Genomic DNA, 22,527 nt, shown 5'->3' with positions numbered 1-22,527 from the left:
GCCGACGACGGTGGATGACGGTCGTGCCGGACCCGCGTCCTCCCGCGTCCCGCAGAGCTGACCGCTGCCGGGTTCCCGGACTCACCAGCGTGGGGAGCCGCTGCGGCACGCGCCACGCCCGGGCGTCCCGCCCGCGTCAGGGCGCGGGCCGGGACCCGTCTCATCTCGTGCACCACCGCCGCCGCAGCGGCGCGACGGAGACCGTCTGCACGACCGACCAGGGGCCGGTCACGCTGCGGCAGAACTGAGGATCGCCGGCCGGCGGACCCCTGACCCCGGTCCGCCGGCCGGCCCTGCCCGATGCGCGCACGGATCTCCCTCGACATGGTGAGGCCGGGCTCCCGGGGTGCGGGCCGTCGCCGTGCCATCGTTCCCGCCATGGGAGCAGCGGGCCCGGGGAGCGTGGTCGTCGCCGTCGTCGCGGCGGTCCTCGGCGTGCCCGTGGGGACGCTCATCGCCCGGGCCGCGGGCCGCTACCCGTGGCGGGCGCAGGCCCGCATCCGCGAGGTCCTCGGGCCCGGACGGGGCGCCGTCGGGCGGCCGTTCCCGGAGGTCGCCGCGGCACTGCTGTTCGGCCTCACGGCACTGCGCTTCGGGATCTCCTGGGAGCTCCCCGCGTTCCTCCTGCTCGCCACTGCCGGGCTGCTGCTGGCCGTGATCGACCTCCGGCACCGGGTGCTGCCCAACCGCGTGGTGCTGCCGGCCCTCGGCGGGTCGGCGGCGCTCCTGGTGGTCCCCGCCGCGGTCGAGGGGGCCTGGGACTCGCTGCTGCTGGCCGGGGCGGGTGCCGTCGTCCTCTTCGCCGTCTTCCTCGTCCTGGCGCTGGTCTCCCCGGGGGCACTCGGCATGGGCGACGTCAAGCTCGCCGCCGTGCTGGGCCTCTGCCTGGGCTGGCTCGGCTGGGGCGCGGTCCTCGCCGGGGCACTGGCCGGGTTCGTCCTGCAGGCCGCCGTGGCCCTCGGCCTGCTCGCCACGCGGCGCATCGGGCTGCGCGGTGAGCTGCCCTTCGGCCCGGCCATGCTGGCCGGCGCCGCCGTCGCCATCGGCTGGAGCGCGCTGCTGTCCTGACGGGGGACTGACGCCGGTCGCGCGTCACGGGCGCGTGATCGGTGTCACGCGGTGTCAGCGGGGACGTCGAGGTACGCCCGGGAGAGGGGTGTGTGTCGGCCGACCGGGTGGATGCCCCTCAAGTCGGCGCACGACCTGTCCGACGGCTCCCTCACTGCCGCGAGGCCGGATCGACCGATCCGGACCGGCTCGGCACCCATCCCCCCGGGAGTCCCCGTGTTCAACCCGCTCGCCACCCTCCTCACCCTCGTCTCCCTCGCCAAGGACCGCGTCCAGCGCGAGGAGAAGGGCGCCACCGCCGTCGAGTACGGCCTGATGGTCGGCCTGATCGCTGTCTTCATCATCGGCGCCGTCATGTTGCTCGGCGACGAGCTCGACGGGCTGTTCCGCGAGATCTCCGCAGCCCTCAACGGCGCCGGCGAGGGCTGAACCGCCCCAGGCCACCGCGGCGCAGCGGCTCTCTCCCCCGGCGAGCCGCTGCGCCGCCGCACACGGACGCGCGGACGACGACCACGGAGAGGAGGGGGACGTGCGCAAGCGCATGCGTGAGGAGCACGGGGCCGCGGCGGTGGAGCTCGCCATGGTGCTGCCCCTCCTGCTGGTCCTGGTGTTGGGCATCGCCGAGTTCGGTCACGCCTTCCAGGTGCAGGGCACGCTGTCGGCCGCGGCCCGCGAGGGCGCCCGGGTCATGGCGCTGCAGAACGACAGGGCCGCCGCGCGCACCGCCGTCCGGACCGCGGCCCCCACGCTCGACCCGGCGATCACCGACGCGCAGATCGCGATCACGCCGGCCTCCTGCCCCACGACCACGTCCGGGCCCGCCACCGTCCGCGTGACCATCGACTACCCGATGCCGTTCCTCACCGACTTCTTCGGCGCGAGCATCGACCTCACCGGGACGGGGGTCATGCGGTGCAACGGCTGACCGCCCGCCGGTTCGCGCGCGCCCGCCGCCGGCTCGCCGGTGAGCGCGGGTCCACCGCGGTCCTCGTCGCCCTGCTGCTCGTGCCGGTCCTGGGCTTCACCGCCATCGCCGTGGACGTCGGGGCGATGTACGCCGAGCAGGCCCGGCTGCAGACCGCGGCCGACGCCGCCGCGCTCGCCGTCGCCCGCGACTGCGCGATGGGCGCCTGCGGCGACATGCGGGCCACCGCGCAGAGCCTGGTCGACGCCAACCTCGGCGGCGCCGACGCGGCCCCGCCGCTGCTCGGCAGCGACCCGACCAGCGTCACGGTCACCAGCAGCACGCCGACCGAGCACTGGTTCGCGCCCGTCCTCGGCCACGACGCCACCCAGGTCCAGGCGACCGCCACCGTCGCCTGGGGCGGTCCCAGCCGGGGGACCGCCGTCCTGCCGCTGACCTTCTCCTGGTGCGAGTTCTCCCAGCAGACCGGCGGTGGGCTGCCGTCCGGTACGGCCGTCAGGACCATCTACTTCACGAAGACGTCCGACACGGTCGGCTGCACGGGGCCGTCGCGCAACGTCGTCCCCGGCGGCTTCGCCTACCTCGACACCCCACCGGGGACCTGCGAGGCGGCCAGTGCGCGCGGCGAGCGCTCGTACTCGTCCACGGGCAACACCCCGCCGTCGGTGTGCCAGCCGTCCTACGTCGCCTCGCTGGTCGGCCAGACCGTGCTCCTGCCGCTCTTCGACGCCTCCGGGGACACCGGCAGCAACGCCTGGTACCACGTCTACGCCTACGCGGCCTTCCGCATCACCGGCTACCACTTCGGCGGCCAGTTCAGCTCCAGCCCCAGGCCGTGCGGCGGGAACGAGCGCTGCGTCAGCGGCTACTTCACCCGCTTCGTCGAGATGTCCGACCGCTTCGACTACGACCCCAGCGCGCCGGTGACCGGGGCGTCCGTCCTCCGACTCATCAGATAGGGGCACTCCGTGAGACGCCGACTCCTCGCCGCCGTCGCGGCGCTCGTCCTCGCCGCCGCCGGCGCCGTGGTCCTCCTGGCCTACGTGCGCGGTGCCGACGCCCGCGCCCTCGCGGGCGTGCGCACCGTGGAGGTGCTCGTCGTCGACCGGCTCATCCCCGAGGGGACGGCCGGCGAGGAGATCGCAGACCTGGTGCGCACCGAGGAGCTGCCCGCCAAGGCCGCCGTCGAGGGCCGGGTCACCGACCTGTCCGCGCTGGCCGGCCAGGTGGCGATCGCCGACCTCCAGCCCGGTGAGCAGCTGCTGGCCAGCCGGTTCACCGCTCCCGAGGACATGGCCCTCCCCGGGACCGTGCCGCCACCCGAGGGCGCGTCGGAGGTGAGCGTGCTGCTCGAGCCGCAGCGCGCCGTCGGCGGTCGGCTCGCGGCCGGGAACGAGATCGGCGTCTACATCTCCATGGACCTCGAGAACGACGCCGGCAAGAAGATCGGGGTCACCCACGCGACCCTGCACGGCGTCCTGGTCACCCAGGTCCAGGGCGCTCCCGCACCCGAGACCGAGGACGGGGTCGAGACGGCCTCCTCGGGCGGCGCGGCCCCGACGGGGAGCCTGATGGTGACCCTCGCCGTGCCGTCCCGGGACGCCGAGCTCGTCGTCTTCGGCATGGAGCACGGCACCGTGTGGCTGGCCCTCGAGCCCGAGGGAGCGGACGTCGACGACACCAGGATCGTCACCCAGGGGAACGTCTACGGCGACCTGCTCGCCGGCGTCGGCACCGTCTACGGGGGTTCCGAGTGAGCCGCGTGGTCCTGGCCGCGGCGGACGACGAGCTCACCAGGAGGGTCCACGCCGCGGTCGACGGTGACGTCCAGGTCCTCCCGCCCGGCCGCCTGCCCGGCGACCCGGCGCGGCTGTTCGAGCAGCTGCTCGACGGGGAGCTGCCGGACGTACTGCTCATCGGACCGCTCGCGCCGCCGCAGGAGGTGCTCACACTCGCCGAGCGGCTGGACGTCCAGTGCCCCGGCATCAGCGTCGTCCTGCTGGCCGAGCCCGTGCCGGAGATGCTGCAGGCGGCCATGCGGGCCGGCATCCGCGACCTGCTGACCCCGGGCGCGGACGCCGAGGGGATCCGTGCCGCCGTGGAACGGGCCGGCGCCGCCGCGGCCGGCCGGCGGCGGGTGCTGCGCCCACTGGAGGAGACCGCCCGCTACACCGGGCGGGTCATCACCATCGCCTCGCCCAAGGGCGGGGTCGGCAAGACGACGATCGCCGCCAACCTCGCGCTGGGCCTCACCGCTGCGGCGCCGCAGTCGACGGTGCTGGTCGACCTGGACGTGCAGTTCGGGGACGTCGCCTCCGCCCTGGGCCTGGTCCCCGAGCACACGCTGCCCGAGGCCGTCCAGGGCCCGGCCAGCGAGGACACGATGGTGCTCAAGACCTTCCTCACCCAGCACCCGAGCGGCCTCTACGCCGTGTGCGGGGCCGAGTCACCGGCCGCCGGCGACACCGTCACCGGCGCCGACGTCACCCGGTTGCTGACCGCGCTGGCCCGGGAGTTCCGCTACGTCGTCGTGGACACCGCTCCGGGGCTGTCCGAGCAGACCCTGGCCGCGCTCGACCGGGCGACCGACGTGGTGATGCTCAGCAGCATGGACGTCCCCGGCGTCCGGGGGCTGCGCAAGGAGCTCGACGTCCTGCGGGAGCTGTGCATGATCCCGGCAGGGCGGCACGTGGTCATGAACCTCGCCGACGCCAAGGGCGGGCTGTCGGTGCGCGACGTCGAGACGGCGATCGGCACGGGGGTGGACGTCGTCATCCCGCGCTCCGCGGCGGTGCCGGCGTCGACCAACCAGGGCGTGCCCATCCTCGCCAGCGGGCGCAAGGACCCGGCGGTCAAGGAGCTGCGCCGGCTCGTCGCCCGCTTCGCCGCGACCCCGCTGATGAAGCCCGGCCGCTACCGGGCCAGGCACCGGGCGGCGTCGTGAACCCCGCTCCGCCGGTCCGGAGGACCCCGTGAACCTCGCTGCCCGCCTGGCCGCCGTCCAGGGGCGCTCCGCGGCGCCGGACGCCCCGGCGGCGCCCCCCGTCGCGGTGCCGGCCACCCCGTCCGCCGTCCCTGCGCCCCGGCCGGTGACCCCGGCCGCCCCGCCACCGACCGACGCGCTGACCAAGCTCAAGGACCGGGTCGCCAAGGCCCTGTTCGAGCGCATGGGCAACCGGATGAACGACCCGTCGCTGTCCGAGGACAAGCTGCGGGCTCTCGTGCTCGGCGAGCTCGACGAGGTCGTCGAGGAGGAGCGGATCCCGCTCAGCAGCGAGGAACGGCAGCGGCTGACCGGGGAGCTGGCCGACGACGTCCTCGGCTTCGGACCGTTGCAGCGCCTGCTCGACGACCCGACGGTCACCGAGATCATGTGCAACGGTCCGGACAACGTCTACGTCGAGCAGGGCGGCAAGCTGGTCCGGACCGGCGCGCGGTTCACCTCCGAGGAGCACCTGCGCCGGGTCATCGACCGCATCGTGTCGCGGGTGGGACGGCGGATCGACGAGTCCTCACCGCTGGTGGACGCACGCCTGGCCGACGGCTCACGGGTCAACGCGATCATCCCGCCGCTGGCCTTCAGCGGGTCGACGCTGACCATCCGCAAGTTCGCCAAGGACCCGTTCGGCGTCGACGACCTGATCGGCTTCGGCACGCTGAGCCCGGAGATGGCCGAGCTGCTGCACGCCTGCGTCGAGGCCCGGCTGAACATCATCGTCTCCGGTGGCACCGGCACCGGGAAGACCACCCTGCTCAACGTCCTCTCCTCGTTCATCCCCGAGGACGAGCGGATCGTCACCATCGAGGACGCCGTCGAGCTGCAGCTGCAGCAGGAACACGTCGTCCGGCTCGAGTCGCGGCCACCCAACATCGAGGGCCGGGGCGCGATCACCATCCGCGACCTGGTGCGCAACTCGCTGCGGATGCGGCCGGACCGGATCGTGGTCGGGGAGTGCCGCGGCGGGGAGAGCCTGGACATGCTGCAGGCGATGAACACCGGCCACGACGGGTCGCTGTCCACGGTGCACGCCAACTCCCCGCGCGACGCGATCGCCCGGCTGGAGACCCTCGTGCTGATGGCGGGCATGGACCTGCCGCTGCGTGCGATCCGCGAGCAGATCGCCTCGGCCGTCGACGTCGTCGTCCAGCTGACCCGGCTGCGCGACGGCACCCGCCGGGTCACCCACGTGACCGAGGTGCAGGGGATGGAGGGTGAGACGGTCACCCTCCAGGACGCCTTCCTGTTCGACTACTCCGCCGGCGTCGACGCGGGCGGCCGGTTCCTCGGCAAGCCGGTGCCGACCGGCGTCCGGCCCCGGTTCACCGACCGCTTCGACGAGCTCGGCATCACCCTGTCGCCACGGGTCTTCGGGGTCGTCGACCCGGTGCGGCGGGGGTGGGCCTGATGTCGCCGGCCCTGCTGCTGCTCGGGCTGCTCGCCGTCACCGCGTCCCTGCTGCTCGTCGCGCTGGTCGTCCTCCCGGCCGGCTCGCGACGCGTGCCGCTGAGCCGGCTCGACCCCACGGTCGCGCCACCCGCGTCGGCTCTGGCCGGCGCGTCGGCCGCCGCCGGTGCCGCCGTCGAGCGGGTGCTGGTCAGGCGTGGCCGGATCGCGGCCGGCGCCGCCGCGCTGGAGCGGGCCGGCGTGGCCATGTCCCTGCCGGACGTCGTGCTGCTCGTCGGACTGGCCACCCTGGTGCTCGGCGCGCTCGGTGCGCTGCTGGGCGGGGTGCTCCTGGCCGCCGTCCTCGCCGGTGCGGCGCCGCTCGCCGCCCGGCTGGTGATCGCGGTCCGCACGCACCGTCGACAGGCCGCCTTCGCCGACCAGCTCGACGACGCGCTCCAACTCATGGCCAGCAGCCTGCGGGCCGGGCACAGCCTGCTCCGCGCGGTCGACTCGGTCTCCACCGAGGCCGCCGCACCCACGTGCGAGGAGTTCGCGCGCATCGTCAACGAGACCCGGGTCGGCCGGGACCTCGGCGACGCCCTCGACGAGGTCGCCGAGCGGATGGACAGCGACGACTTCCGGTGGATCGCCCAGGCCATCGCCATCCACCGCGAGGTCGGGGGCAACCTGGCCGAGGTCCTCGACACGGTCGGGCACACGATCCGCGAGCGCAACGCCATCCGCCGCCAGGTCAAGGCGCTGTCGGCGGAGGGCAAGCTCTCGGCGATCGTCCTCATGGCCTTGCCGTTCGGGGTCATCTCGTTCCTGTCGGTCGTCAACCCCGACTACCTGTCCGCCTTCACGTCGAGCCTGGCCGGGTACGTCATGGCCGGCATCGCGGTGGTGCTGCTCGTGGTCGGCGCGCTGTGGCTCACGAAGACCGTCCGGATCAGGTTCTGATGACACCGGTTCCCGTGTACGCCGCGACGATCGCGGTGGCCCTCGCCCTGCCCCTGCTGGGGTGGGCTCTGTTCGCCCGCCCGCAGGACGCCGCCGCGCGGGCGCGGGCCAACCTCAGCCGCGGACTCGACCCGGCCGGGCCGGTCGCCGTCCGGCAGCGCCGGGGCGCGCTGCCCCGGCTGACCCGGGCCCTGACCCCGGCCGGCACGGTGGCCCGCCTCAACCGGCTGGCCGGCTCCGCGGGCCGTCCCGCGGAGTGGCCGGTGCCGCGACTGGTCGCGGCGAAGCTGGTGCTGGCCGCGGTCGCGGGGGCCCTCGGGCTGATCGTCGTCGTCGCTCGTCCCGGTGCCCTGACCGTGCTCATGGCCGTGGTGGTCACCGGCGTGGCCTACGTGGTGCCGGAGCTGCTGCTGTACAGCCGGGGCCAGGAGCGACAGCAGGCCATCGCGGTGGAGCTGGCCGACACCCTCGACCAGATGACCATCGCCGTGGAGGCCGGTCTGGGGTTCGAGGCGGCGGTGGCGCGGGCCGGGCGCAACGGGCGGGGGCCGCTGGCCGAGGAGCTCGTCCGCACGCTGCAGGACATCGCGGTCGGCCGGCCGCGGCGCGAGGCCTACCTCGACCTGGCCGAGCGGACGGCGGTGCCCGACCTGCGCCGGTTCATCCGCGCCGTCGTCCAGGCCGACGCCTACGGTGTCTCCATCGCCGACGTGCTGCGCACCCAGGCGCAGGAGATGCGGCTCAAGCGCCGGCAGAGGGCCGAGGAGAAGGCCATGCAGATCCCGGTGAAGGTGATCTTCCCGCTGATCCTGTGCATCCTGCCGACGCTGTTCATCGTGCTGCTGGGACCGGCCGCCCTGGACATCGTCGACGCGTTCAGCGGCTGAACGCAGGGTGGGAGCGCGGGTCCGCTGCGCTCCCACCCTCCGCCGGGCGCCGGTCCCGGGCGGTGGCTCAGCCGGTGGAGCGGGGCTGGGCGGGGTTGGTCGGGTCGCCCTGCGACGGCGGGTTGATCACCGGCCCCGTGGTCGCCCCGGAGACCTTCGAGCCGGCCGCGGCGTGCACCGGGTCGTCGACGGCCGCGGCGGCCGGGTCGCCGCCGGAGGGCTGGGCGCCCTCCCGCAGCGCGCCGAGCCGGTTCTCCATGATCGTCACCACCTGCAGCCGGTTGGCGTGCGCGCGCTCGTACTCCAGGAGCGTCTCGAGACCGGTCGCGTCGAGGGTGCGGATGCGCGAGGTGAGCCCCTCCACCGGCAGATGGTCGTAGTCGGGCAGCGGCAGCTGGTCGTGCTCGGTCATGGGGGTCGGCCTACCCGTTCCCGTCGATCCGACACCGGGTGTGAGGGCACGGTCGGTGGGTAGGCGGCGGGAGCGGAGCGCCCCACAGCGGGTCCTGCTGTTCATCGTCGACAGTGATCGAGGAGTGGTCCCCACCCCATGGACGTGTCCTTCCTGGAGCAGGTCTTCACCGCCTCCGGGCCCTACGCCACCGTGTGCGCCGACGTCACGCACACCACAGAGAACGCCGACACGGAGGTCGACCTCCGGGTCCGCGCCATCGCGGAGCGGCTCAGCGAACAGGGCGCGCCGGAGGCGGTCGTCGAGGCGGTCCGCAGCCGCCTCCTCGAGGCGAACGACGGCGGGGAGATCGCCACCCTCAAGGGGCGCGCCCTCGTCGTCGCCGCGGACGGCTTCGTCGTCCTCGACCAGCCGCTGGTCGACGCGCCGCGGCAGGAGGTGGCCGAGTACTCGCCCGCGCCGGACCTGCTGCCGGTCCTGCGCCAGCTGCCCGGCCGCGTGCCGCACATCGTCGTCGTGACCGACCGGGTCGGTGCCGACATCTCCGTGGCCAGCCTCGTCGGCCGGCCGGAGATCGAGGACGAGGTCGAGGGCGACAGCTTCCAGATCCGCAAGTTCCAGGGCGGCGGCTGGGCGCACCACCGCTACCAGCACAACGCCGAGAACAAGTGGATCCACAACGCCGACAACGTCGCCGAGCGGATCGCCTCGCTGGTCCGCCGGCTGCACCCGGAGTTCGTGCTGCTGGCCGGGGACATGCGCGCCCGGCAGATCCTCACCGACCGCGCCAGCGACCTGTGGTCGGACCTCATCGTCTCCATGGACGAGGGCGGCCGGGCCGCCGGCGCCGACCGTGAGCCGGTCGACCGGCGCGCCGCCGAGCTGGTGGCCGAGCGCGAGGCCCACGAGGAGGCCGACACCGTCGAGAAGATCTCGTCGGCCGGCGCACACGGGCTGGCCGTCACCGGCACGGCGAACGTGGTCGAGGCACTCCGCAAGGGCCAGGTGGAGACATTGGTGCTCGCCGACCAGCCCGACGACGAGAAGCTCCTGGTGGGCGCCGCACCCCTGGAGCTCGGCGTCGACCAGGGCGACATGGACGCGCTCAACGTGCAGGAGGTGCACTCGGTCCCCGCCGATCGTGCGCTGCTCGCCGCGGCCGTCGCCAGCAGCGCCGCGGTCGTCGTCGTGCCGCGCGCGGCGATGCCCGGCGACATCCCGGTGGCCGCCGTCCTCCGCTACACCGACGACTCCACGCCGTCGCCCCAGTGACCACGCCCCGACCGACGAGGAGAACGTCGTGAGTGACCCCCACCAGCCCGCCACGTCCCCCGGCACCTCGACCGGTGACGTCGAGCGCCGCGCCGCGCTCGCTGAGGCCCTCGGCAAGGAGGTGTGGCCCGCGGACCGGGACACCCTCGTGGCCAAGGCGCAGGAGGGCAACGCCCCCGACCGGGTGCTCGCCGACCTGCGCCGGCTGCCGTCGGGGGAGGAGTTCACCAACGTGCAGGACGTCGCCCGCGCCCTGGGCATCGGCACCGAGCAGGAGCGCTTCTGAGATGACCACGAACAAGGAGCCGAGCGGGGAGGCCCTGGCCAACGTCACCGAGGACAACGTCCGCACCCGGTCCCAGCTGCTGCCCGAGGAGGAGGGCCTCCAGGGCAGCGGCATGGAGGAGGTGGCGGCCGAGGTGATCCTGGCCGAGTCCGAGGAGCGGACGGTGCACACCGACCCGGACGACGCGCAGGGCGCCCACCGGCAGTCGGCCGAGACCGCGGACCTGCCCTGAGCGGCGTCCACGAGCACCCGGTCCAGCTGCGCTGGTCGGACCCGGACTCCCTCGGCCACGTCAACCACGCCCGGGCACTGAGCCTGCTCGAGGACGCGCGGCTGGCGATGGCCGAGGGGTCGTCCGGCGATCGGGGACTGATCCTCGCCCGGCTGGAGGTCGACTACCTCCGCCAGCTGTACTACCGGGTCGGGGAGCGGTTGTGCGTGCGCAGCTGGGTGACCCGGCTGGGCACCAAGTCCCTCACCGTGCGCCAGGAGCTGGTGCAGGACGACCGGGTCGCCATCCGCGCCCACGTCGTCATGGTGCAGTTCGACTTCGCCACCGACACCAGCCGGGAGATGACCGACGGCGAGCGCGCGCACTGGTCGGGCTTCCGGGTGGACTGAGCCGGTGGCGTTCTTCGCGGGCTTCGCCGAGCAGCGGGTCGACGTGGCCGAGGGTGTCACGCTGCGGGTGCGCAGCGGCGGGTCGGGCCCGCCCGTGGTGCTGCTGCACGGTCACCCGCGGACCCACACGACCTGGCACCGGGTCGCGCCGCGGCTGGCCGCGGCCGGGCACACCGTCGTCTGCCCGGACCTGCGCGGCTACGGGGCCTCCACCGCCCCGCCCCCGGCCGGCGACCACGCCCAGGCGTCGAAGCGGGCGATGGCCGCCGACGTGGTGGCCCTGATGCGGGCCCTCGGCCACGACCGGTTCGCCGTCGTCGGGCACGACCGGGGCAGCTACGTGGCGCTGCGGACGGCGCTGGACCGCCCCGAGGCGGTCACCCACCTCGCCGTCCTCGACTGCGTCCCCATCGTCGAGCACCTCGACCGCGCCGACGCGCGCTTCGCCACCGCCTGGTGGCACTGGTTCTTCTTCGCCCAGCCCGACAAGCCGGAGCGGGCGATCCTCGCCGACCCCGACGCCTGGTACGGCGCACTGGCACCGGGGAGGGCCGAGCGGATGGGCCCGGAGAACCACGCCGACTTCCGCCGCGCGATCGCCGACCCGGACACGGTCCGGGCCATGCTCGAGGACTACCGGGCCGGCCTCACCGTCGACCGCGCCGCCGAGGAGGCCGACCGCGCCGCCGACCGGCGGGTCACCTGCCCCACGCTGGTGCTCTGGTCGGTGCGCGACGACCTCGAGCAGTTGCACGGCGACCCGCTGGCCATCTGGGCGGACTGGACCACCGACCTGCGCGGTGGAGGACCGGTCGACAGCGGCCACCACATGGCCGAGGACGCGCCCGACGAGCTGGTGGCGGCCCTGGTCCCGTTCCTGCGCGGGTGATCGGCCCGGGGCGACGGGGTAGTGCAGGGCCATGCCGAAGACGACGAAGAGCGGGGACGCGAAGCAGAGCGAGATCCCCAGCACCCTGCAGCGGTCCGACGAGAAGGCGCAGCGGACCTTCGCCAAGGCGCACGACTCGGCGATGGACTCCTACGACGACGAGCAGCGGGCCAACCAGGTCGCGTGGTCGGCGGTGAAGCACACGCACGAGAAGGTCGGCGACCACTGGGAGCCCAAGGACCACAAGGGCCCGAGCGACCCGCAGGCCGAGGGCGGCCGCGACACGAACCGGGAGACCAAGGGCGGCGTCGACGCCAACGCCACCAAGGAGCACCTCATGGACATCGCGCGGGAGCTCGACGTCCCCGGCCGGTCGAGCATGACCAAGGACGAGCTGGTCGACGCCATCAAGAAGGCGAACGACGAGGAGACGCGCAAGGCGCGCGAGAAGTGAGCCGGACGCGTTCCCTCCCGGCCCGGCGCGGGTAGCCGGGGCGGGTGACCGGAACCCCCCGCCCCGTCAGTGACCAGGTGGTCGTCGTCCTCGGCGCCTCCAGCGGCATCGGCCGGGCGGCCGCGCTGGAGTTCGCCCGGCAGGGAGCGACGCGGATCGTCGTCGCCTCCCGCGGCGAGGAGGCCCTGGGCACCCTCGTCGACGAGCTGACCCGGGCCGGGGCCGAGGCGGTCGCCGTCCCCACCGACATCACCGACGCCGCGGCCGTGCAGGCGCTGGTGACGGCCGCCGAGGAGCGCTTCAGCCGCATCGACACGTTCGTCACGGTCCCCGGCGTGGGGATCTGGGGCTCGGTGCAGCAGATCGACCTCGACGAGTTCCGCCGGGTCCTGGAGGTCAACTTCCTCGGCCACGTCGCCGCAGCGCAGGCCGCCGTGCCGGCGCTGGAGCGAGCCGGCGGCGGGGTGCTGATCGGCATCGGCTCCGTGGAGAGCTACCGGGCGGTCCCGCTGCACGCCCCGTACTCGGCGAGCAAGTTCGCCCTGCGGGCCTTCTACGACTGCCTGCGGATGGAGCTGGCCGAGGCGACCTCGCCGGTCGCGGTGGCCACGGTGCTCCCGGCCGGCATCGCCACCCCGTTCTTCGAGCACGCGCGCACGAAGCTCGGCTCCATGCCCAAGCCGCCGCCGCCGGTGTACGCACCCGAACTGGTGGCCGAGGCGATCGTGCGGGCCTCGACGCACCCGCGCCGGGAGATCCCGGTCGGCGACGCGGCGCTCGGCTTCCTCGCCGGCCAGCGGCTCAGCCCGGCCCTGACCGACGCGGTCCTCGCCGTCACCGGCCGGCAGCTGCAGACCACCGACCGGCCCGACACCGGCACCGACATCCTCGACACCCCGACGTCCGGGCCCGGGCGGGTGCGCGGCGAGTTCGCCGACTCCGTCCTGGAGACCAGCCCGGTCACGCGGGTCGCCGGCGCGGTGCTGCGCCCGGGGGAGCTCCTGCTGCGCGCGATCCGGCGGCGTCCCTCGGGTGGCCCCGGCGTCAGCGAGCGGGGATGAGCACCAGGTCGGTCTGCCGGTCGCCCAGGTAGCTCACGCCCTCCGCGGTGAGCGCGATCCCCTCCTCGAGGGCCATCCGGACCGGCTGGCCGCCCCACTCGGGCACCGGCACGCGCACGCAGAGCTCGAGGGCGTAGACGGTGTCCGGGTGCAGCACACGGTCCCCGGCGCCGGGGACGCCGCGCTGGTCGTCCCACATGCCGATCACCGGTCCGGCGCCGTGGCCGTGGAAGCCGACGGGGTGGGAGTAGACGTCCCCGTCGATGTCCTCCACCGCGGCGGCCGCGCGGGCGGCGGCGAGCACCTCGTTGCCGGTGCGGCCGACGACGAGCTCGGCGACGGTGAGGTCCTGCAGCCGGTTGCCCGCCGCCAGCGCCGCCCGCAGCCCCGGAGGGGCGTCGGTCTCGCCCGGCCGCAGGACGTAGCCGTTGCGCTGGCTGTCGGTCCGGAGCCCCAGGCTGGACAGCCCGACGTCGCAGTGCACCAGGTCCCCGGGCTCGACCGGCACGTCGTAGGGGACGGCGGGCAGCAGCGCGCCGCGCTCGGCGGCCGGCGGCACGCCCGCGCGCTGCAGGTCGACGACCGGCTGGAACCAGGGCTCGACGCCCAGGTCGGCCAGCCGCTGCCGGAGCCACCACGCCAGGTCGGTGGCGGTCGTCTCGCCCACGGTCAGGACCGCCGGGGAGAAGGCCTCCTCGACCACCTCGCGGACCAGCCGGTTGAGTCCGCGCAGCGCGGCGATCTCCTCGGGCAGCCGTGTCTCGAGCCAGCCCACCGCCAGGTCCTCGGCCGACACCAGGCGCTCGGCGAAGGGCCCCAGCGCCTCGGTGAGCAGCCGGTGCTCGGTGTGCGAGAGGCCGTCGGCCAGCGCGAAGTCGGCCGACACGTCGATCCCGATCCGGCGCGGGCCGGCCTGGGCCACGATGCGGCGCACCTCCGCCCACTGTGCGGCCTCCGTGCGCGGACCGCCGTCGTCCTCCGGGGACCACGCGGGCAGGAACTGTCCGGCGGGGTAGCGGGAGACCGCGACCGCGGTGACGCCGTCGTCGCTGCGGTGCAGCACCAGGATCGTGCGCCGCCGCGCCGACAGCCAGGTCGCCGGGAGCAGCGTGGCGAGGACGGGGTCCTCGTTGTACTCGCGGCCGATCACCAGCCACAGGTCGATGCCGGCGCGGTCCATGAGCCCCGGCAGCAGGTCCAGCAGCCGCTGGGTCAGCCACCGCTCCCGGACGTCGGCCTGCTCGCGCAGCGGCAGCGGCACCGTGCGGGTCGGGTCCGGCGCGACGAGGGTCACGGAGACAGGGAACCAGAGAACCGGCGTCCTCACCGGTCGAGCGGTGAGGGGCAGCGGGGTCCTCCGTCAGGCCGGCTCGGCGGCGGGGCTGCCCTCGTGCGGGCGGTTGTCCTGCAGGCGCACGGTGCGCTGGCGGGGGAGGACGGCGACCACCCGGTCCCGCCCGGCCTGCTTGGCCTCGTACATGGCGCCGTCGGCCCGGTCGACGAGCCGCCACATCGCGTCGGTGGCGTCCTCCCCGTCGACCGGCCGGACCAACGCGATGCCGACCGATGCGGTCACCGCGTGACCGTCGTCGGACCGGCTGCCGGCCACTGCCCGGCGCAGCCGCTCGGCCAGCCGCGCCGCCTCGGCGGAGTCGCTCACCAGCCCCAGCACGACCAGTTCCTCGCCGCCGATGCGCGCCAGGACGTCGCTGGGCCGGACCGTGGCCGACAGGGACCCGGCGACCGCCCGGAGCACCGCGTCCCCGGCAGCGTGACCGTGGGCGTCGTTGAGCTGCTTGAAGTGGTCGAGGTCGAGGACCATGGCCGCCACGCGCGACCCCTCGCGGCGAGCCTGGCGCCACAGCCGCGGCGCCTGCTCGACGAGGTGCCGGCGGTTCGACAGGCCGGTGAGCGGGTCCTGGTGGGACATCGCCTGGGTGGCCGCGAGCAGCCGCTGCACCCGGCGGCGCAGCACGTAGACACCGAACGACGCGCCGTTGAGCACCCCGGCGGCCATCGCCCACTGCGCGAGGACCCCCGGCGTGAGCCCCTCGGTGTGGATCAGCGCGGTGCCGCTGGAGAACACGGTCATCGCCATGCTCACGCCGACCATCCACGGGCCCAGGAACCAGGCCGCGACGAAGGAGGGGAGCAGGAGCAGCAGCGGCGGCGCGTGCCGTGGCTGCTCGATGGCGAGGACGGTGACCACGTAGACCAGGTGGCCCAGGAGCACCAGGCCGGACGTGGTCAGGGGGCCGACCCGCTCCCGCACCGCCAGGGGCAGGGAGACGGCCAGGCAGCCGATCATCACGACCGCGTACCAGAGCCGGGCGGTGCCGGGGTGCACCGTGCCGTCGACGACCAACGAGACGCAGCCGACCAGTCCACCGAGGAACGTGACGATGGCGAGCGTCATGACGGCGACCCGCCGTTCCATGCCGCGGCTCACGGCGACGTCCGATCCCTCGAACGGTGTGTCGGTGTCCATGCGTCGCCACTTGGTCACGGACGCAGCATGCCCTACCGGCGTCCTCCGTGGCACGTCGCGAGCCTCGGCCGTTCCGTGTCCCCCGGGCCCGGGCGCCCCGGTCGACGCCGTCCGCGCCCGGTGCCAGGGTGGCGGGCATGTCGCACCCCGAGCCCGGCCGGGTCGTCGTCCGGACCCTGACCGACCACCCGCTGGTCCCCAACGGGCCGGCCAGCTCGCTGCGGATGGTGGCCCCCGGCTCGGTGACCGCCGGGCGCTTCGGCCTGGTCGAGTACACCGTCGCGCCGCGCAGCGCCGGAGCCGCGCCGCACTACCACCAGACGTTCTCCGAGTCCTTCTACGTGCTCTCCGGGGAGCTGACCGTCTTCGCCGACGGCGCGTGGGCGCCGCACCGGGCCGGCGACTTCGCCCTGGTGCACGAGCGCGGTGTGCACGGCTTCCGCAACGACGGCGACGAGCCGGCGACCTTCCTCATCCTGTTCGCCCCCGGGATCGCCCGCGAGCAGTTCTTCGCCGAGATGGCCGAGCTGCGCACCAGCGGCCGGCAGCTGTCGCCGGAGGAGATGACCGCGTTCTACGCCCGCCACGACCAGGTGATGGTCGACGTCTGACGGTGGCAGGGTGGGGTGCCCAGCCTGCGATCGCGAGGAGGCGCACATGCCGCAGGGGCCGTGGTTCTACTGCCTCAAGCACCACACCGTCGAGGACCGGGACGGCTGCGCCGAGCGCCACCGGCTCGGCCCGTACGCCACGCGCGAGGAGGCCGAGCACGCGCTGCAGTCGGTGGCCGAGCGCGAGGAGAAGCTGACCGCCGAGGACCGCGACTGGCGAGGGGACTGAGGGGCCGCGCCGCCGCACCGGCATGATCGGCGGGGGACGCCGGGCGGTCCGGCGGCGCGGGAGGTGGCCACGTGACTGACGGACGTTCGGGCGAGGACCTGGTCGTCGGGGTGATCGGCGGCACGGGTCCGCAGGGCCGGGGGCTCGCCGTGCGACTGGCCGCGGCCGGTCAGCGGGTGCTGCTGGGCTCGCGCGACGCCGAGCGGGCCGCCGCGGTGGCCGAGGAGGTCGCCGGTCGGGCCGCGGCCGCGTCCGGGGGCGCCGAGGTGTCGGTGCAGGGCGGGTCGAACGTCGACGTCGCCGGCGCGGCGGACCTGGTGATCGTCGCCGTGCCGTACGCGGGGCACGCCGACACCCTCGCCGAGCTGGTCACCCCGCTGGCCGGCAAGGTCGTGGTCGACTGCGTCGTCCCGATGGCCTTCGACGAGCTGGGTGCCTACGCCCTCGAGGTGCCCGAGGGGTCGGTCGCCCAGCAGGCCGCCGCGCTGCTGCCCGACTCCCACGTGGTGGGGGCGTTCCACCACCTCTCCGCCGTCCTGCTCGAGGACCTCTCCCGCCCCACCCTCGACGGCGACGTCATGGTCGTCGGGGACGTGCGCGAGGCGACCGACACGGTGCAGGCGCTGGCCGGCCGGCTGCCCGGCATGCGGGGCATCTACGCCGGCCGGCTCCGCAACGCCCGCCAGGTCGAGGCGCTGACCATCAACCTGGTCTCGGTCAACCGCCGGTACAAGGCGCACGCCGGCATCCGCGTCACCGACGTCTGAGGGCTGCGGCCCTCGGCGATGTGCACCTGTGGCGCCTCTCGGGGCGAGAACGCGCCACAGGTGCACATCACCGGCGGGGCTACTCGAAGGAGTGCTCCGGGCCCGGGAAGGTGCCGGCGCGGACGTCATCGGCGTACTCCCGCGCCGCGCGCAGCAGCTCGGCCCGCAGGTCGGCGTACTTCTTGACGAACCGCGGCACCCGCCCGCCGGTCATCCCCGCCATGTCCGGCCAGACCAGCACCTGGGCGTCGCAGTCGACACCGGCCCCAATGCCGATCGTCGGGATCACCAGCTCCTTGGTCACCTGCGCGGCCAGGGCCGCCGGGACCATCTCCATGACGACGGCGAAGGCCCCGGCCTCCTGGACGGCGTGCGCGTCGGCCAGCAGCTGCTCGGCGCCCACACCACGGCCCTGCACCCGGAAGCCGCCGAGGGTGTGCTCGCTCTGCGGCGTGAATCCGATGTGGGCCATCACCGGGATGCCCGACTCGGTCAGCGTCCGGATCTGCGGAGCGACCCGCGTCCCGCCCTCGAGCTTGACCGCCTGCGCGCCGCCCTCCTTCATCAGCCGGACGGCGGTGGCCAGCGCCTGCTGCGGGCCGGCCTCGTAGCTGCCGAAGGGCAGGTCGGCGACGACCAGCGCCCGCCTGGTCGACCGGGTGACCGCTCGCGTCATCAGCAGGATGTCCTCGACCGTCACCGGGACCGTGCTGTCCAGCCCCAGGACGACGTTGCCGCCGGAGTCGCCCACCAGGAGCACGGGGATGCCGGCCTCCTCGAACACCGACGCGCTGGTCGTGTCGTAGGCGGTGAGCATCGCCCACTTCTCGCCCCGCTCCTTGGCCTGCTGCAGGTGGTGCACGCGCACCCGGGCGGTCGAGGTCCCGCCGTAGAGCACCGATTCACTCATGTGTGTGATGCCGCTCCCTCGCGGACGCTGGGCAGGCTCTCCCGCCAGCGGTTGGTGATCGGCAGGCGCCGATCCCGGCCGAACGCCTTCAGGCTGATCTTCGTTCCCGGTGCCGACTGCCGGCGCTTGAACTCCGCGGCGTCCACCAGCCGCAGCACCCGCGCGACCACCTCCGGGTCGTGGCCGCGCTCGAGCAGCTGGGCCATCCCGAGGTCGCGGTCGACGTAGTCGGTGACGACCGCGTCGAGCTCCTCGTAGGAGGGCAGCGAGTCGGTGTCCACCTGCCCGGGCGCGAGCTCGGCCGACGGCGGCTTGTCGATCGAGTTCTGCGGGATCGGCTCGGTCTCCCCGCGGTCGCGGGCGGACGCGTTGCGCCAGCGCGCCAGCTCCCACACGAGGGTCTTGGGCACGTCCTTGATCGGGGCGAAGCCGCCCGCGGAGTCCCCGTAGAGCGTGGAGTAGCCGACCGCGATCTCGCTCTTGTTGCCGGTCGTGAGCAGCAGGTGGCCGTGCTGGTTGGACAGGCCCATCAGCAGGGTGCCGCGCACCCGCGCCTGCAGGTTCTCCGCCGCGACGCCGGAGAGCTCCACCTGCGAGTGGTAGGCGTCGACCATCGGCGCGATCGGGACGACGGTGTAGTGCAGACCGGTCCGCTTGGCGAGGTCCTCGGCGTCGGCCAGCGAGTGCTCGCTGGAGTACTTCGAGGGCAGGCCCACCCCGTACACGCGGTCGGGGCCGAGGGCGTCGACGGCGAGCGCGGCGCACACGGCCGAGTCGATGCCACCGGAGAGGCCGAGCACGACCGAGGGCATGCCGTTCTTGTCGATGAAGTCCCGCAGGCCCAGCACCAGCGCCCGCCAGACCTCCTCGCAGTCCTCCAGCGGCGCCGCGATCGACGGCGGCTGTGCGTCGAACGCCGGCACCGGCTCCTCGGAGAGCACGTGCCGGGTGACGGTCATCGGCCCGATCCGGCCCTCGCGCCGCTCGGGGACCGACGACGGGTCGATCGACAGGTCCGCGGTCAGCAGGTGCTCGACGAACTGCGGTGCCCGGCCCAGCAGCTCGCCGTCCGGCGCGACGACCATCGAGTCGCCGTCGAACACCAGCTCGTCCTGGCCGCCCACCTGGTTGCAGTACACGATCGTCGCCCGGGCCTCGGCGGCGCGCCGGCGGACCAGCGGCAGCCGCAGGTCGTCCTTGGCCCGCTCGTAGGGGGAGGCGTTGGGGGAGACGACCAGGTCGACGCCGGCCTGGCCCGCGACGCCGCACGGTCCGCCCTCCACCCACAGGTCCTCGCAGACGGTGAGCGCCACGTCGATCCCGTGCAGGCGGACGACGGGCAGCTCGGTGCCCGGCACGAAGTAGCGCGCCTCGTCGAAGACGCCGTAGTTGGGCAGGTGCCGCTTGTAGTAGCGGACGACGACCTCGCCGCCGTACAGCAGCGCGGCGGCGTTGCGCGGCGCACCCCGGCGCGGGTTGGCGTCGGCCGGGCGGTCGTCGTCGGTCGGCGGCTCGTCGACCGGCGCCGGACCGCTGCCCTCGGTGTGCGCGAGGTAGCCGACGACGACGGCGGTCCCGCCGAGGCCCTGGTCGGCCAACGACGCGGCGAGGTCGACGAGGGCGTGCTCGCTGGCCGTCGCGAAGGACTCCCGCAGCACCAGGTCCTCGGGCGGGTACCCGGTGAGGGTCATCTCGGGGAAGACGACGAGGTGCGCGCCGGCCGTGGCGGCCTGCGCCGTCCAGCGGGTCACCAGGTCGGCGTTGCCGTCGAGGTCCCCGACGCGGGTGTCGACCTGAGCCAGGCCGACCCGCAGCTGTACCTGCTGTCCAGTCACCCGGTCAGTCTCGTGCCCGACCCCGGTGCCCGGCCACGCGGGGGAGGGGTCAGCCCGGCTCGGGTCCGGCCGGGGCCGGGGTCCGGGGGGCCGGCACGCCGTTGACCGCCCCGGGTGCGGGGACCTCCGGCGTGGCCCGCTCGAGGAAGCGGAGCAGCTCCACCGGGAACGGCAGCACGACGGTGGAGTTCTTCTCCGCCGCGACCTCGACCATCGTCTGCAGCAGCCGCAGCTGGAGGGCGGCCGGCTGGGTGCTCATGACCGAGGCGGCCTGGGCCAGCTTCTGCGAGGCCTGCAGCTCGCCCTCGGCGGTGATCACGCGGGACCGGCGCTCGCGCTCGGCCTCCGCCTGCCGGGCGATCGACCGCTTCATCGACTCCGGCAGCGCGACGTCCTTGATGTCGACCCGGTCGATGTGGATGCCCCAGTCGACGGCGGGGCTGTCCATCATCAGCTCCAGGCCCTGGTTGAGCCGCTCGCGGTTGGACAGCAGGTCGTCGAGGTCGCTCTTGCCGATGATCGAGCGCAGCGACGCCTGGGCGACCTGGCCGATCGCCGCCTGGTAGTTCTGCACGTCGACCACCACGCGGGCCGGGTCGAAGACCCGCCAGTAGACGACGGCGTCGACCTTGACCGTCACGTTGTCGCGCGTGATGCCCTCCTGCGCGGGCACCGGCATGGTGACGATCTGCATGTTGACCTTGTGCATGCGGTCGACGCCGGGCCGGATGAAGGTCAGTCCCGGCGGTCGCGGGTCGCCCTGCAGCCGGCCGAACCGCAGGACCACCCCGCGCTCGTACTGGGTGACCACGCGGACGCTGGCACCCAGCAGCACGACCAGCCCGACGACGATGATGGCCAGGAGCCCCAGCACGGCGTCCATGTCGTCCTCCGCCGGCGGCGCCGCGGCCGGACGCGTGGGTCGCGCCCGTGGCCGCGGCGCCCTCGTGACGGCACTCTCATGCTAGATCCGAGCCGGGCGCGGGTGGGCCTCCCGCGCGCTCAGCAGTGGGCGTACTCGGAGGGGCGCAGCGCCATCGCGCCGGCCATGGCGAACAGCATCAGGACGTGCCCCCACAGGAGCATGCCGCCGGGGGACAGCACGCCGGCCCACATCGGGCCGAAGAGGAGGACGAACGGCAGGTACATGGCCGCGGCCATCTCGGCACAGGCGCGCCAGCCGTGCCGGCGCCAGCGCATGACCAGGGTCATCCCGATGGTCATGTTGGTCGCCATGACCAGGGCCATCGGCTCGGGCCGGTCGAGGACGGCGCCGGCGCCGAAGGCGCCGAGGACGAGGTCCCACACGGGGTGCAGGGCGACCATGCCGACGACCATCGCGACGAGCATCTCGAGGTAGTGCCGGACGAGCGTGCGGGTGCGCCGCCGGGAGTCGTGGGGGGTCGGGGACGAGGAGGGGGACTGTTGCGTGGCGGTCACGGGGGGACTCCTGGGGAGGGAGGGGGAGGTCAGGGGACGAGGGCGTAGCCGGCCTCGCCGACGGCGGCGGCGATGTCCGCGCGGTCGACGGCGGCGTCGACCCGGACGGTGACGGCCCCGGTCGACAGGTCCACCTCGACGCCGCGGACGCCGGCGACCCGGCCGATCTCCTCACGGATCGCGCGCTCGCAGTGGGCGCAGGTCATCCCGGCGACGCGGAAGGTGGTGGCGCCGACGAACGTGCGCGGCGTGCTGGTCATCACGGCGGTGCTCCCTGGGGGGTCGTGGATCGGACGACCCGAGCCTCCGGTCGCGGCACCGGCGTTCGCGCCGGGAGGATCACCGGGTTGCTCGCCGGGTGTGCCGGTCGTCGGTCCCCCGCGCGGACCGCGGCCGGCGCTCCCTCACCGGGGGAGGCGGGGCAGCGGCGGGCGGGTCACCGGCCCACCAGCGCCGCGAGCTGGTCGGCGTGGTCGCGCTGGTGACCGGGGAGGAACGCCACCACGTCGCCGAGGGTCACCGGGCCGTCCACCTCGTGCAGCCCGCCGCGGTCGAGGTCGGCCGGGGTGAGGCCGGCGACGCTGTCGAAGAGCGCGGCCTGTGCCCTCCGCAGCTGTTCCAGCAGCTGCACCGGGGGCACGTCGCGGTAGCCGGCCACCCGCTCCGGCTCGTCGGGCACGAAGTCGGCCAGCACCGGCCGCGACTGCGTGCGCAGCCGGTAGATGCGCTCGGTGAACACCAGGGCGCTGTCGCGCAGGTGTCCGGCCACCTCCCGCGGCGTCCACCCCAGCTCGGCGGCGTAGGCGGGGAAGTGCCCCCGGCGCACCAGCCGCGCGCGGTCCCCGGCGGACAGCCGTGCCTGCCACCGGCCCCCGGTGACCGCGCGGGCCAGGAGGAGGTCGACGCGTGCCTGCTGGCGCGCGAGGGAGTCGGCGGCGGCTGCCCGGCTGGGTACGACGACGGTGGTCATGCCGCCGCACCATGTCCGACCGCCGGAGCGCCCACCAGGGCCCTCCTCCCCGGTC

General features: G+C 74.5%; 28 protein-coding genes. 19 read left to right on the top strand and 9 right to left on the bottom strand.

The features are described 5' to 3' along the window. Positions 1–378: 378 nt before the first annotated feature. The 9 genes from ACI79C_RS07525 (at position 379) to ACI79C_RS07485 (ending at position 8,227) form a co-directional block, all read left to right on the top strand. Complete coding sequence (locus ACI79C_RS07525; RefSeq protein ID WP_456945011.1) at positions 379–1,068, top strand: prepilin peptidase; 690 nt, start codon at positions 379–381, stop codon at positions 1,066–1,068. Between the two features lie 216 nt (positions 1,069–1,284). Next, positions 1,285–1,497 carry a Flp family type IVb pilin gene (locus ACI79C_RS07520; protein ID WP_456945010.1) on the top strand — a complete coding sequence of 71 codons (213 nt, stop codon included), beginning with the start codon at positions 1,285–1,287 and terminating at the stop codon, positions 1,495–1,497. Positions 1,498–1,597: 100 nt separating this feature from the next. Then, positions 1,598–1,993: a TadE/TadG family type IV pilus assembly protein gene (locus tag ACI79C_RS07515; RefSeq protein ID WP_456945009.1), complete on the top strand. Its 396-nt coding sequence runs from the start codon at positions 1,598–1,600 to the stop codon at positions 1,991–1,993. Then, positions 1,981–2,952: a pilus assembly protein TadG-related protein gene (locus tag ACI79C_RS07510; protein WP_456945008.1), complete on the top strand. Its 972-nt coding sequence runs from the start codon at positions 1,981–1,983 to the stop codon at positions 2,950–2,952. Before ACI79C_RS07515 ends, ACI79C_RS07510 begins: the two co-directional genes overlap by 13 nt. 9 nt (positions 2,953–2,961) lie before the next feature. Then, a complete protein-coding gene (cpaB, locus tag ACI79C_RS07505) occupies positions 2,962–3,750 on the top strand; it encodes a Flp pilus assembly protein CpaB (RefSeq protein WP_456945007.1) in 789 nt (262 codons plus the stop codon). Next, the gene (locus ACI79C_RS07500) at positions 3,747–4,937 is read left to right on the top strand and encodes an AAA family ATPase (protein ID WP_456945006.1); all 1,191 of its coding nucleotides are present in this window, start codon (positions 3,747–3,749) and stop codon (positions 4,935–4,937) included. The genes cpaB and ACI79C_RS07500 overlap by 4 nt, the downstream gene beginning before the upstream one ends. Positions 4,938–4,965: 28 nt before the next feature. After that, positions 4,966–6,399 (top strand): CpaF family protein, encoded by a 1,434-nt coding sequence (locus ACI79C_RS07495; protein WP_456945005.1) that lies wholly within the window; start codon positions 4,966–4,968, stop codon positions 6,397–6,399. Then, on the top strand, positions 6,399–7,340 hold the full coding sequence (locus ACI79C_RS07490; protein ID WP_456945004.1) for a type II secretion system F family protein: 942 nt from the start codon (positions 6,399–6,401) through the stop codon (positions 7,338–7,340). The genes ACI79C_RS07495 and ACI79C_RS07490 overlap by 1 nt, the downstream gene beginning before the upstream one ends. Next, a complete protein-coding gene (locus ACI79C_RS07485) occupies positions 7,340–8,227 on the top strand; it encodes a type II secretion system F family protein (protein WP_456945003.1) in 888 nt (295 codons plus the stop codon). Before ACI79C_RS07490 ends, ACI79C_RS07485 begins: the two co-directional genes overlap by 1 nt. Positions 8,228–8,294: 67 nt before the next feature. On the opposite strand, the gene ACI79C_RS07480 is transcribed toward ACI79C_RS07485, so the two are convergent. Then, a complete protein-coding gene (locus ACI79C_RS07480) occupies positions 8,295–8,639 on the bottom strand; it encodes a hypothetical protein (protein WP_456945002.1) in 345 nt (114 codons plus the stop codon). A 138-nt stretch (positions 8,640–8,777) separates the two neighbouring features. Between ACI79C_RS07480 and ACI79C_RS07475 the strand changes: the two genes are divergently transcribed. The 7 genes from ACI79C_RS07475 to ACI79C_RS07445 are packed head-to-tail and all read left to right on the top strand — an operon-like array spanning position 8,778 to position 13,222. Next, positions 8,778–9,911 carry a baeRF2 domain-containing protein gene (locus tag ACI79C_RS07475; RefSeq protein WP_456945001.1) on the top strand — a complete coding sequence of 378 codons (1,134 nt, stop codon included), beginning with the start codon at positions 8,778–8,780 and terminating at the stop codon, positions 9,909–9,911. A gap of 28 nt (positions 9,912–9,939) precedes the next feature. Beyond that, the gene (locus tag ACI79C_RS07470; RefSeq protein WP_456945000.1) at positions 9,940–10,197 is read left to right on the top strand and encodes a DUF2795 domain-containing protein; all 258 of its coding nucleotides are present in this window, start codon (positions 9,940–9,942) and stop codon (positions 10,195–10,197) included. A 1-nt stretch (position 10,198) separates the two neighbouring features. Next, a complete protein-coding gene (locus tag ACI79C_RS07465) occupies positions 10,199–10,429 on the top strand; it encodes a hypothetical protein (RefSeq protein ID WP_456944999.1) in 231 nt (76 codons plus the stop codon). Continuing rightward, a complete protein-coding gene (locus tag ACI79C_RS07460; protein WP_456945154.1) occupies positions 10,426–10,818 on the top strand; it encodes an acyl-CoA thioesterase in 393 nt (130 codons plus the stop codon). Before ACI79C_RS07465 ends, ACI79C_RS07460 begins: the two co-directional genes overlap by 4 nt. 4 nt (positions 10,819–10,822) lie before the next feature. Next, the gene (locus tag ACI79C_RS07455) at positions 10,823–11,707 is read left to right on the top strand and encodes an alpha/beta fold hydrolase (protein ID WP_456944998.1); all 885 of its coding nucleotides are present in this window, start codon (positions 10,823–10,825) and stop codon (positions 11,705–11,707) included. Positions 11,708–11,738: 31 nt separating this feature from the next. After that, on the top strand, positions 11,739–12,161 hold the full coding sequence (locus ACI79C_RS07450) for a ChaB family protein (RefSeq protein ID WP_456944997.1): 423 nt from the start codon (positions 11,739–11,741) through the stop codon (positions 12,159–12,161). 44 nt (positions 12,162–12,205) lie between these two features. Continuing rightward, on the top strand, positions 12,206–13,222 hold the full coding sequence (locus ACI79C_RS07445) for an SDR family oxidoreductase (RefSeq protein ID WP_456944996.1): 1,017 nt from the start codon (positions 12,206–12,208) through the stop codon (positions 13,220–13,222). Here ACI79C_RS07445 and ACI79C_RS07440 read toward each other — a convergent pair. After that, entirely contained in the window at positions 13,206–14,516 is a 1,311-nt protein-coding gene (locus ACI79C_RS07440; protein ID WP_456944995.1) for a M24 family metallopeptidase, read from the bottom strand. The two genes, ACI79C_RS07445 and ACI79C_RS07440, sit on opposite strands and share 17 nt — an antisense overlap. Before the next feature lie 66 nt (positions 14,517–14,582). Then, on the bottom strand, positions 14,583–15,728 hold the full coding sequence (locus tag ACI79C_RS07435; RefSeq protein ID WP_456944994.1) for a diguanylate cyclase: 1,146 nt from the start codon (positions 15,726–15,728) through the stop codon (positions 14,583–14,585). 119 nt (positions 15,729–15,847) lie between these two features. On the opposite strand from ACI79C_RS07435, the gene ACI79C_RS07430 reads away from it, so the two are divergent. The 3 genes from ACI79C_RS07430 to npdG all read left to right on the top strand — a co-directional run bounded on the left by ACI79C_RS07430 (position 15,848) and on the right by npdG (position 17,317). Continuing rightward, positions 15,848–16,321, top strand: coding sequence for a cupin domain-containing protein (locus ACI79C_RS07430; RefSeq protein WP_456944993.1), 474 nt, complete (start codon positions 15,848–15,850; stop codon positions 16,319–16,321). 46 nt (positions 16,322–16,367) lie between these two features. Further along, positions 16,368–16,550 (top strand): hypothetical protein, encoded by a 183-nt coding sequence (locus ACI79C_RS07425; protein ID WP_456944992.1) that lies wholly within the window; start codon positions 16,368–16,370, stop codon positions 16,548–16,550. A 71-nt stretch (positions 16,551–16,621) separates the two neighbouring features. Beyond that, positions 16,622–17,317: an NADPH-dependent F420 reductase gene (gene npdG / locus ACI79C_RS07420; RefSeq protein WP_456944991.1), complete on the top strand. Its 696-nt coding sequence runs from the start codon at positions 16,622–16,624 to the stop codon at positions 17,315–17,317. A 79-nt stretch (positions 17,318–17,396) separates the two neighbouring features. On the opposite strand, the gene panB is transcribed toward npdG, so the two are convergent. From panB to ACI79C_RS07390, 6 genes are all read right to left on the bottom strand, one after another. After that, positions 17,397–18,227 carry a 3-methyl-2-oxobutanoate hydroxymethyltransferase gene (panB, locus tag ACI79C_RS07415; RefSeq protein ID WP_456944990.1) on the bottom strand — a complete coding sequence of 277 codons (831 nt, stop codon included), beginning with the start codon at positions 18,225–18,227 and terminating at the stop codon, positions 17,397–17,399. After that, entirely contained in the window at positions 18,224–20,062 is a 1,839-nt protein-coding gene (locus tag ACI79C_RS07410) for an NAD+ synthase (protein ID WP_456944989.1), read from the bottom strand. Before ACI79C_RS07410 ends, panB begins: the two co-directional genes overlap by 4 nt. Before the next feature lie 49 nt (positions 20,063–20,111). Then, entirely contained in the window at positions 20,112–20,945 is an 834-nt protein-coding gene (locus tag ACI79C_RS07405) for a slipin family protein (protein WP_456944988.1), read from the bottom strand. Positions 20,946–21,064: 119 nt separating this feature from the next. Beyond that, positions 21,065–21,502, bottom strand: a complete 438-nt coding sequence (locus ACI79C_RS07400) for a hypothetical protein (protein WP_456944987.1) — start codon at positions 21,500–21,502, stop codon at positions 21,065–21,067. 29 nt (positions 21,503–21,531) lie between these two features. Further along, positions 21,532–21,762, bottom strand: a complete 231-nt coding sequence (locus ACI79C_RS07395) for a heavy-metal-associated domain-containing protein (protein ID WP_456944986.1) — start codon at positions 21,760–21,762, stop codon at positions 21,532–21,534. Between the two features lie 176 nt (positions 21,763–21,938). Further along, the gene (locus ACI79C_RS07390; protein WP_456944985.1) at positions 21,939–22,472 is read right to left on the bottom strand and encodes a DinB family protein; all 534 of its coding nucleotides are present in this window, start codon (positions 22,470–22,472) and stop codon (positions 21,939–21,941) included. Positions 22,473–22,527 lie beyond the last annotated feature (55 nt).

This window comes from Geodermatophilus sp. SYSU D00697 (assembly GCF_054050175.1).
This window is presented reverse-complemented; position numbering and strand designations above follow the sequence as displayed.

Bases quoted from the DNA above. Each gene is read 5' to 3' on its own strand.
- ACI79C_RS07405 (WP_456944988.1), bottom strand. From the start codon at position 20,945: ATGGACGCCGTGCTGGGGCTCCTGGCCATCATCGTCGTCGGGCTGGTC.
- ACI79C_RS07390 (WP_456944985.1), bottom strand. From the start codon at position 22,472: ATGACCACCGTCGTCGTACCCAGCCGGGCAGCCGCCGCCGACTCCCTC.
- ACI79C_RS07480 (WP_456945002.1), bottom strand. From the start codon at position 8,639: ATGACCGAGCACGACCAGCTGCCGCTGCCCGACTACGACCATCTGCCG.
- ACI79C_RS07490 (WP_456945004.1), top strand. From the start codon at position 6,399: ATGTCGCCGGCCCTGCTGCTGCTCGGGCTGCTCGCCGTCACCGCGTCC.
- ACI79C_RS07475 (WP_456945001.1), top strand. From the start codon at position 8,778: ATGGACGTGTCCTTCCTGGAGCAGGTCTTCACCGCCTCCGGGCCCTAC.
- ACI79C_RS07465 (WP_456944999.1), top strand. From the start codon at position 10,199: ATGACCACGAACAAGGAGCCGAGCGGGGAGGCCCTGGCCAACGTCACC.
- panB (WP_456944990.1), bottom strand. From the start codon at position 18,227: ATGAGTGAATCGGTGCTCTACGGCGGGACCTCGACCGCCCGGGTGCGC.
- ACI79C_RS07450 (WP_456944997.1), top strand. From the start codon at position 11,739: ATGCCGAAGACGACGAAGAGCGGGGACGCGAAGCAGAGCGAGATCCCC.
- ACI79C_RS07395 (WP_456944986.1), bottom strand. From the start codon at position 21,762: ATGACCAGCACGCCGCGCACGTTCGTCGGCGCCACCACCTTCCGCGTC.
- ACI79C_RS07485 (WP_456945003.1), top strand. From the start codon at position 7,340: ATGACACCGGTTCCCGTGTACGCCGCGACGATCGCGGTGGCCCTCGCC.
- ACI79C_RS07425 (WP_456944992.1), top strand. From the start codon at position 16,368: ATGCCGCAGGGGCCGTGGTTCTACTGCCTCAAGCACCACACCGTCGAG.
- ACI79C_RS07430 (WP_456944993.1), top strand. From the start codon at position 15,848: ATGTCGCACCCCGAGCCCGGCCGGGTCGTCGTCCGGACCCTGACCGAC.
- ACI79C_RS07525 (WP_456945011.1), top strand. From the start codon at position 379: ATGGGAGCAGCGGGCCCGGGGAGCGTGGTCGTCGCCGTCGTCGCGGCG.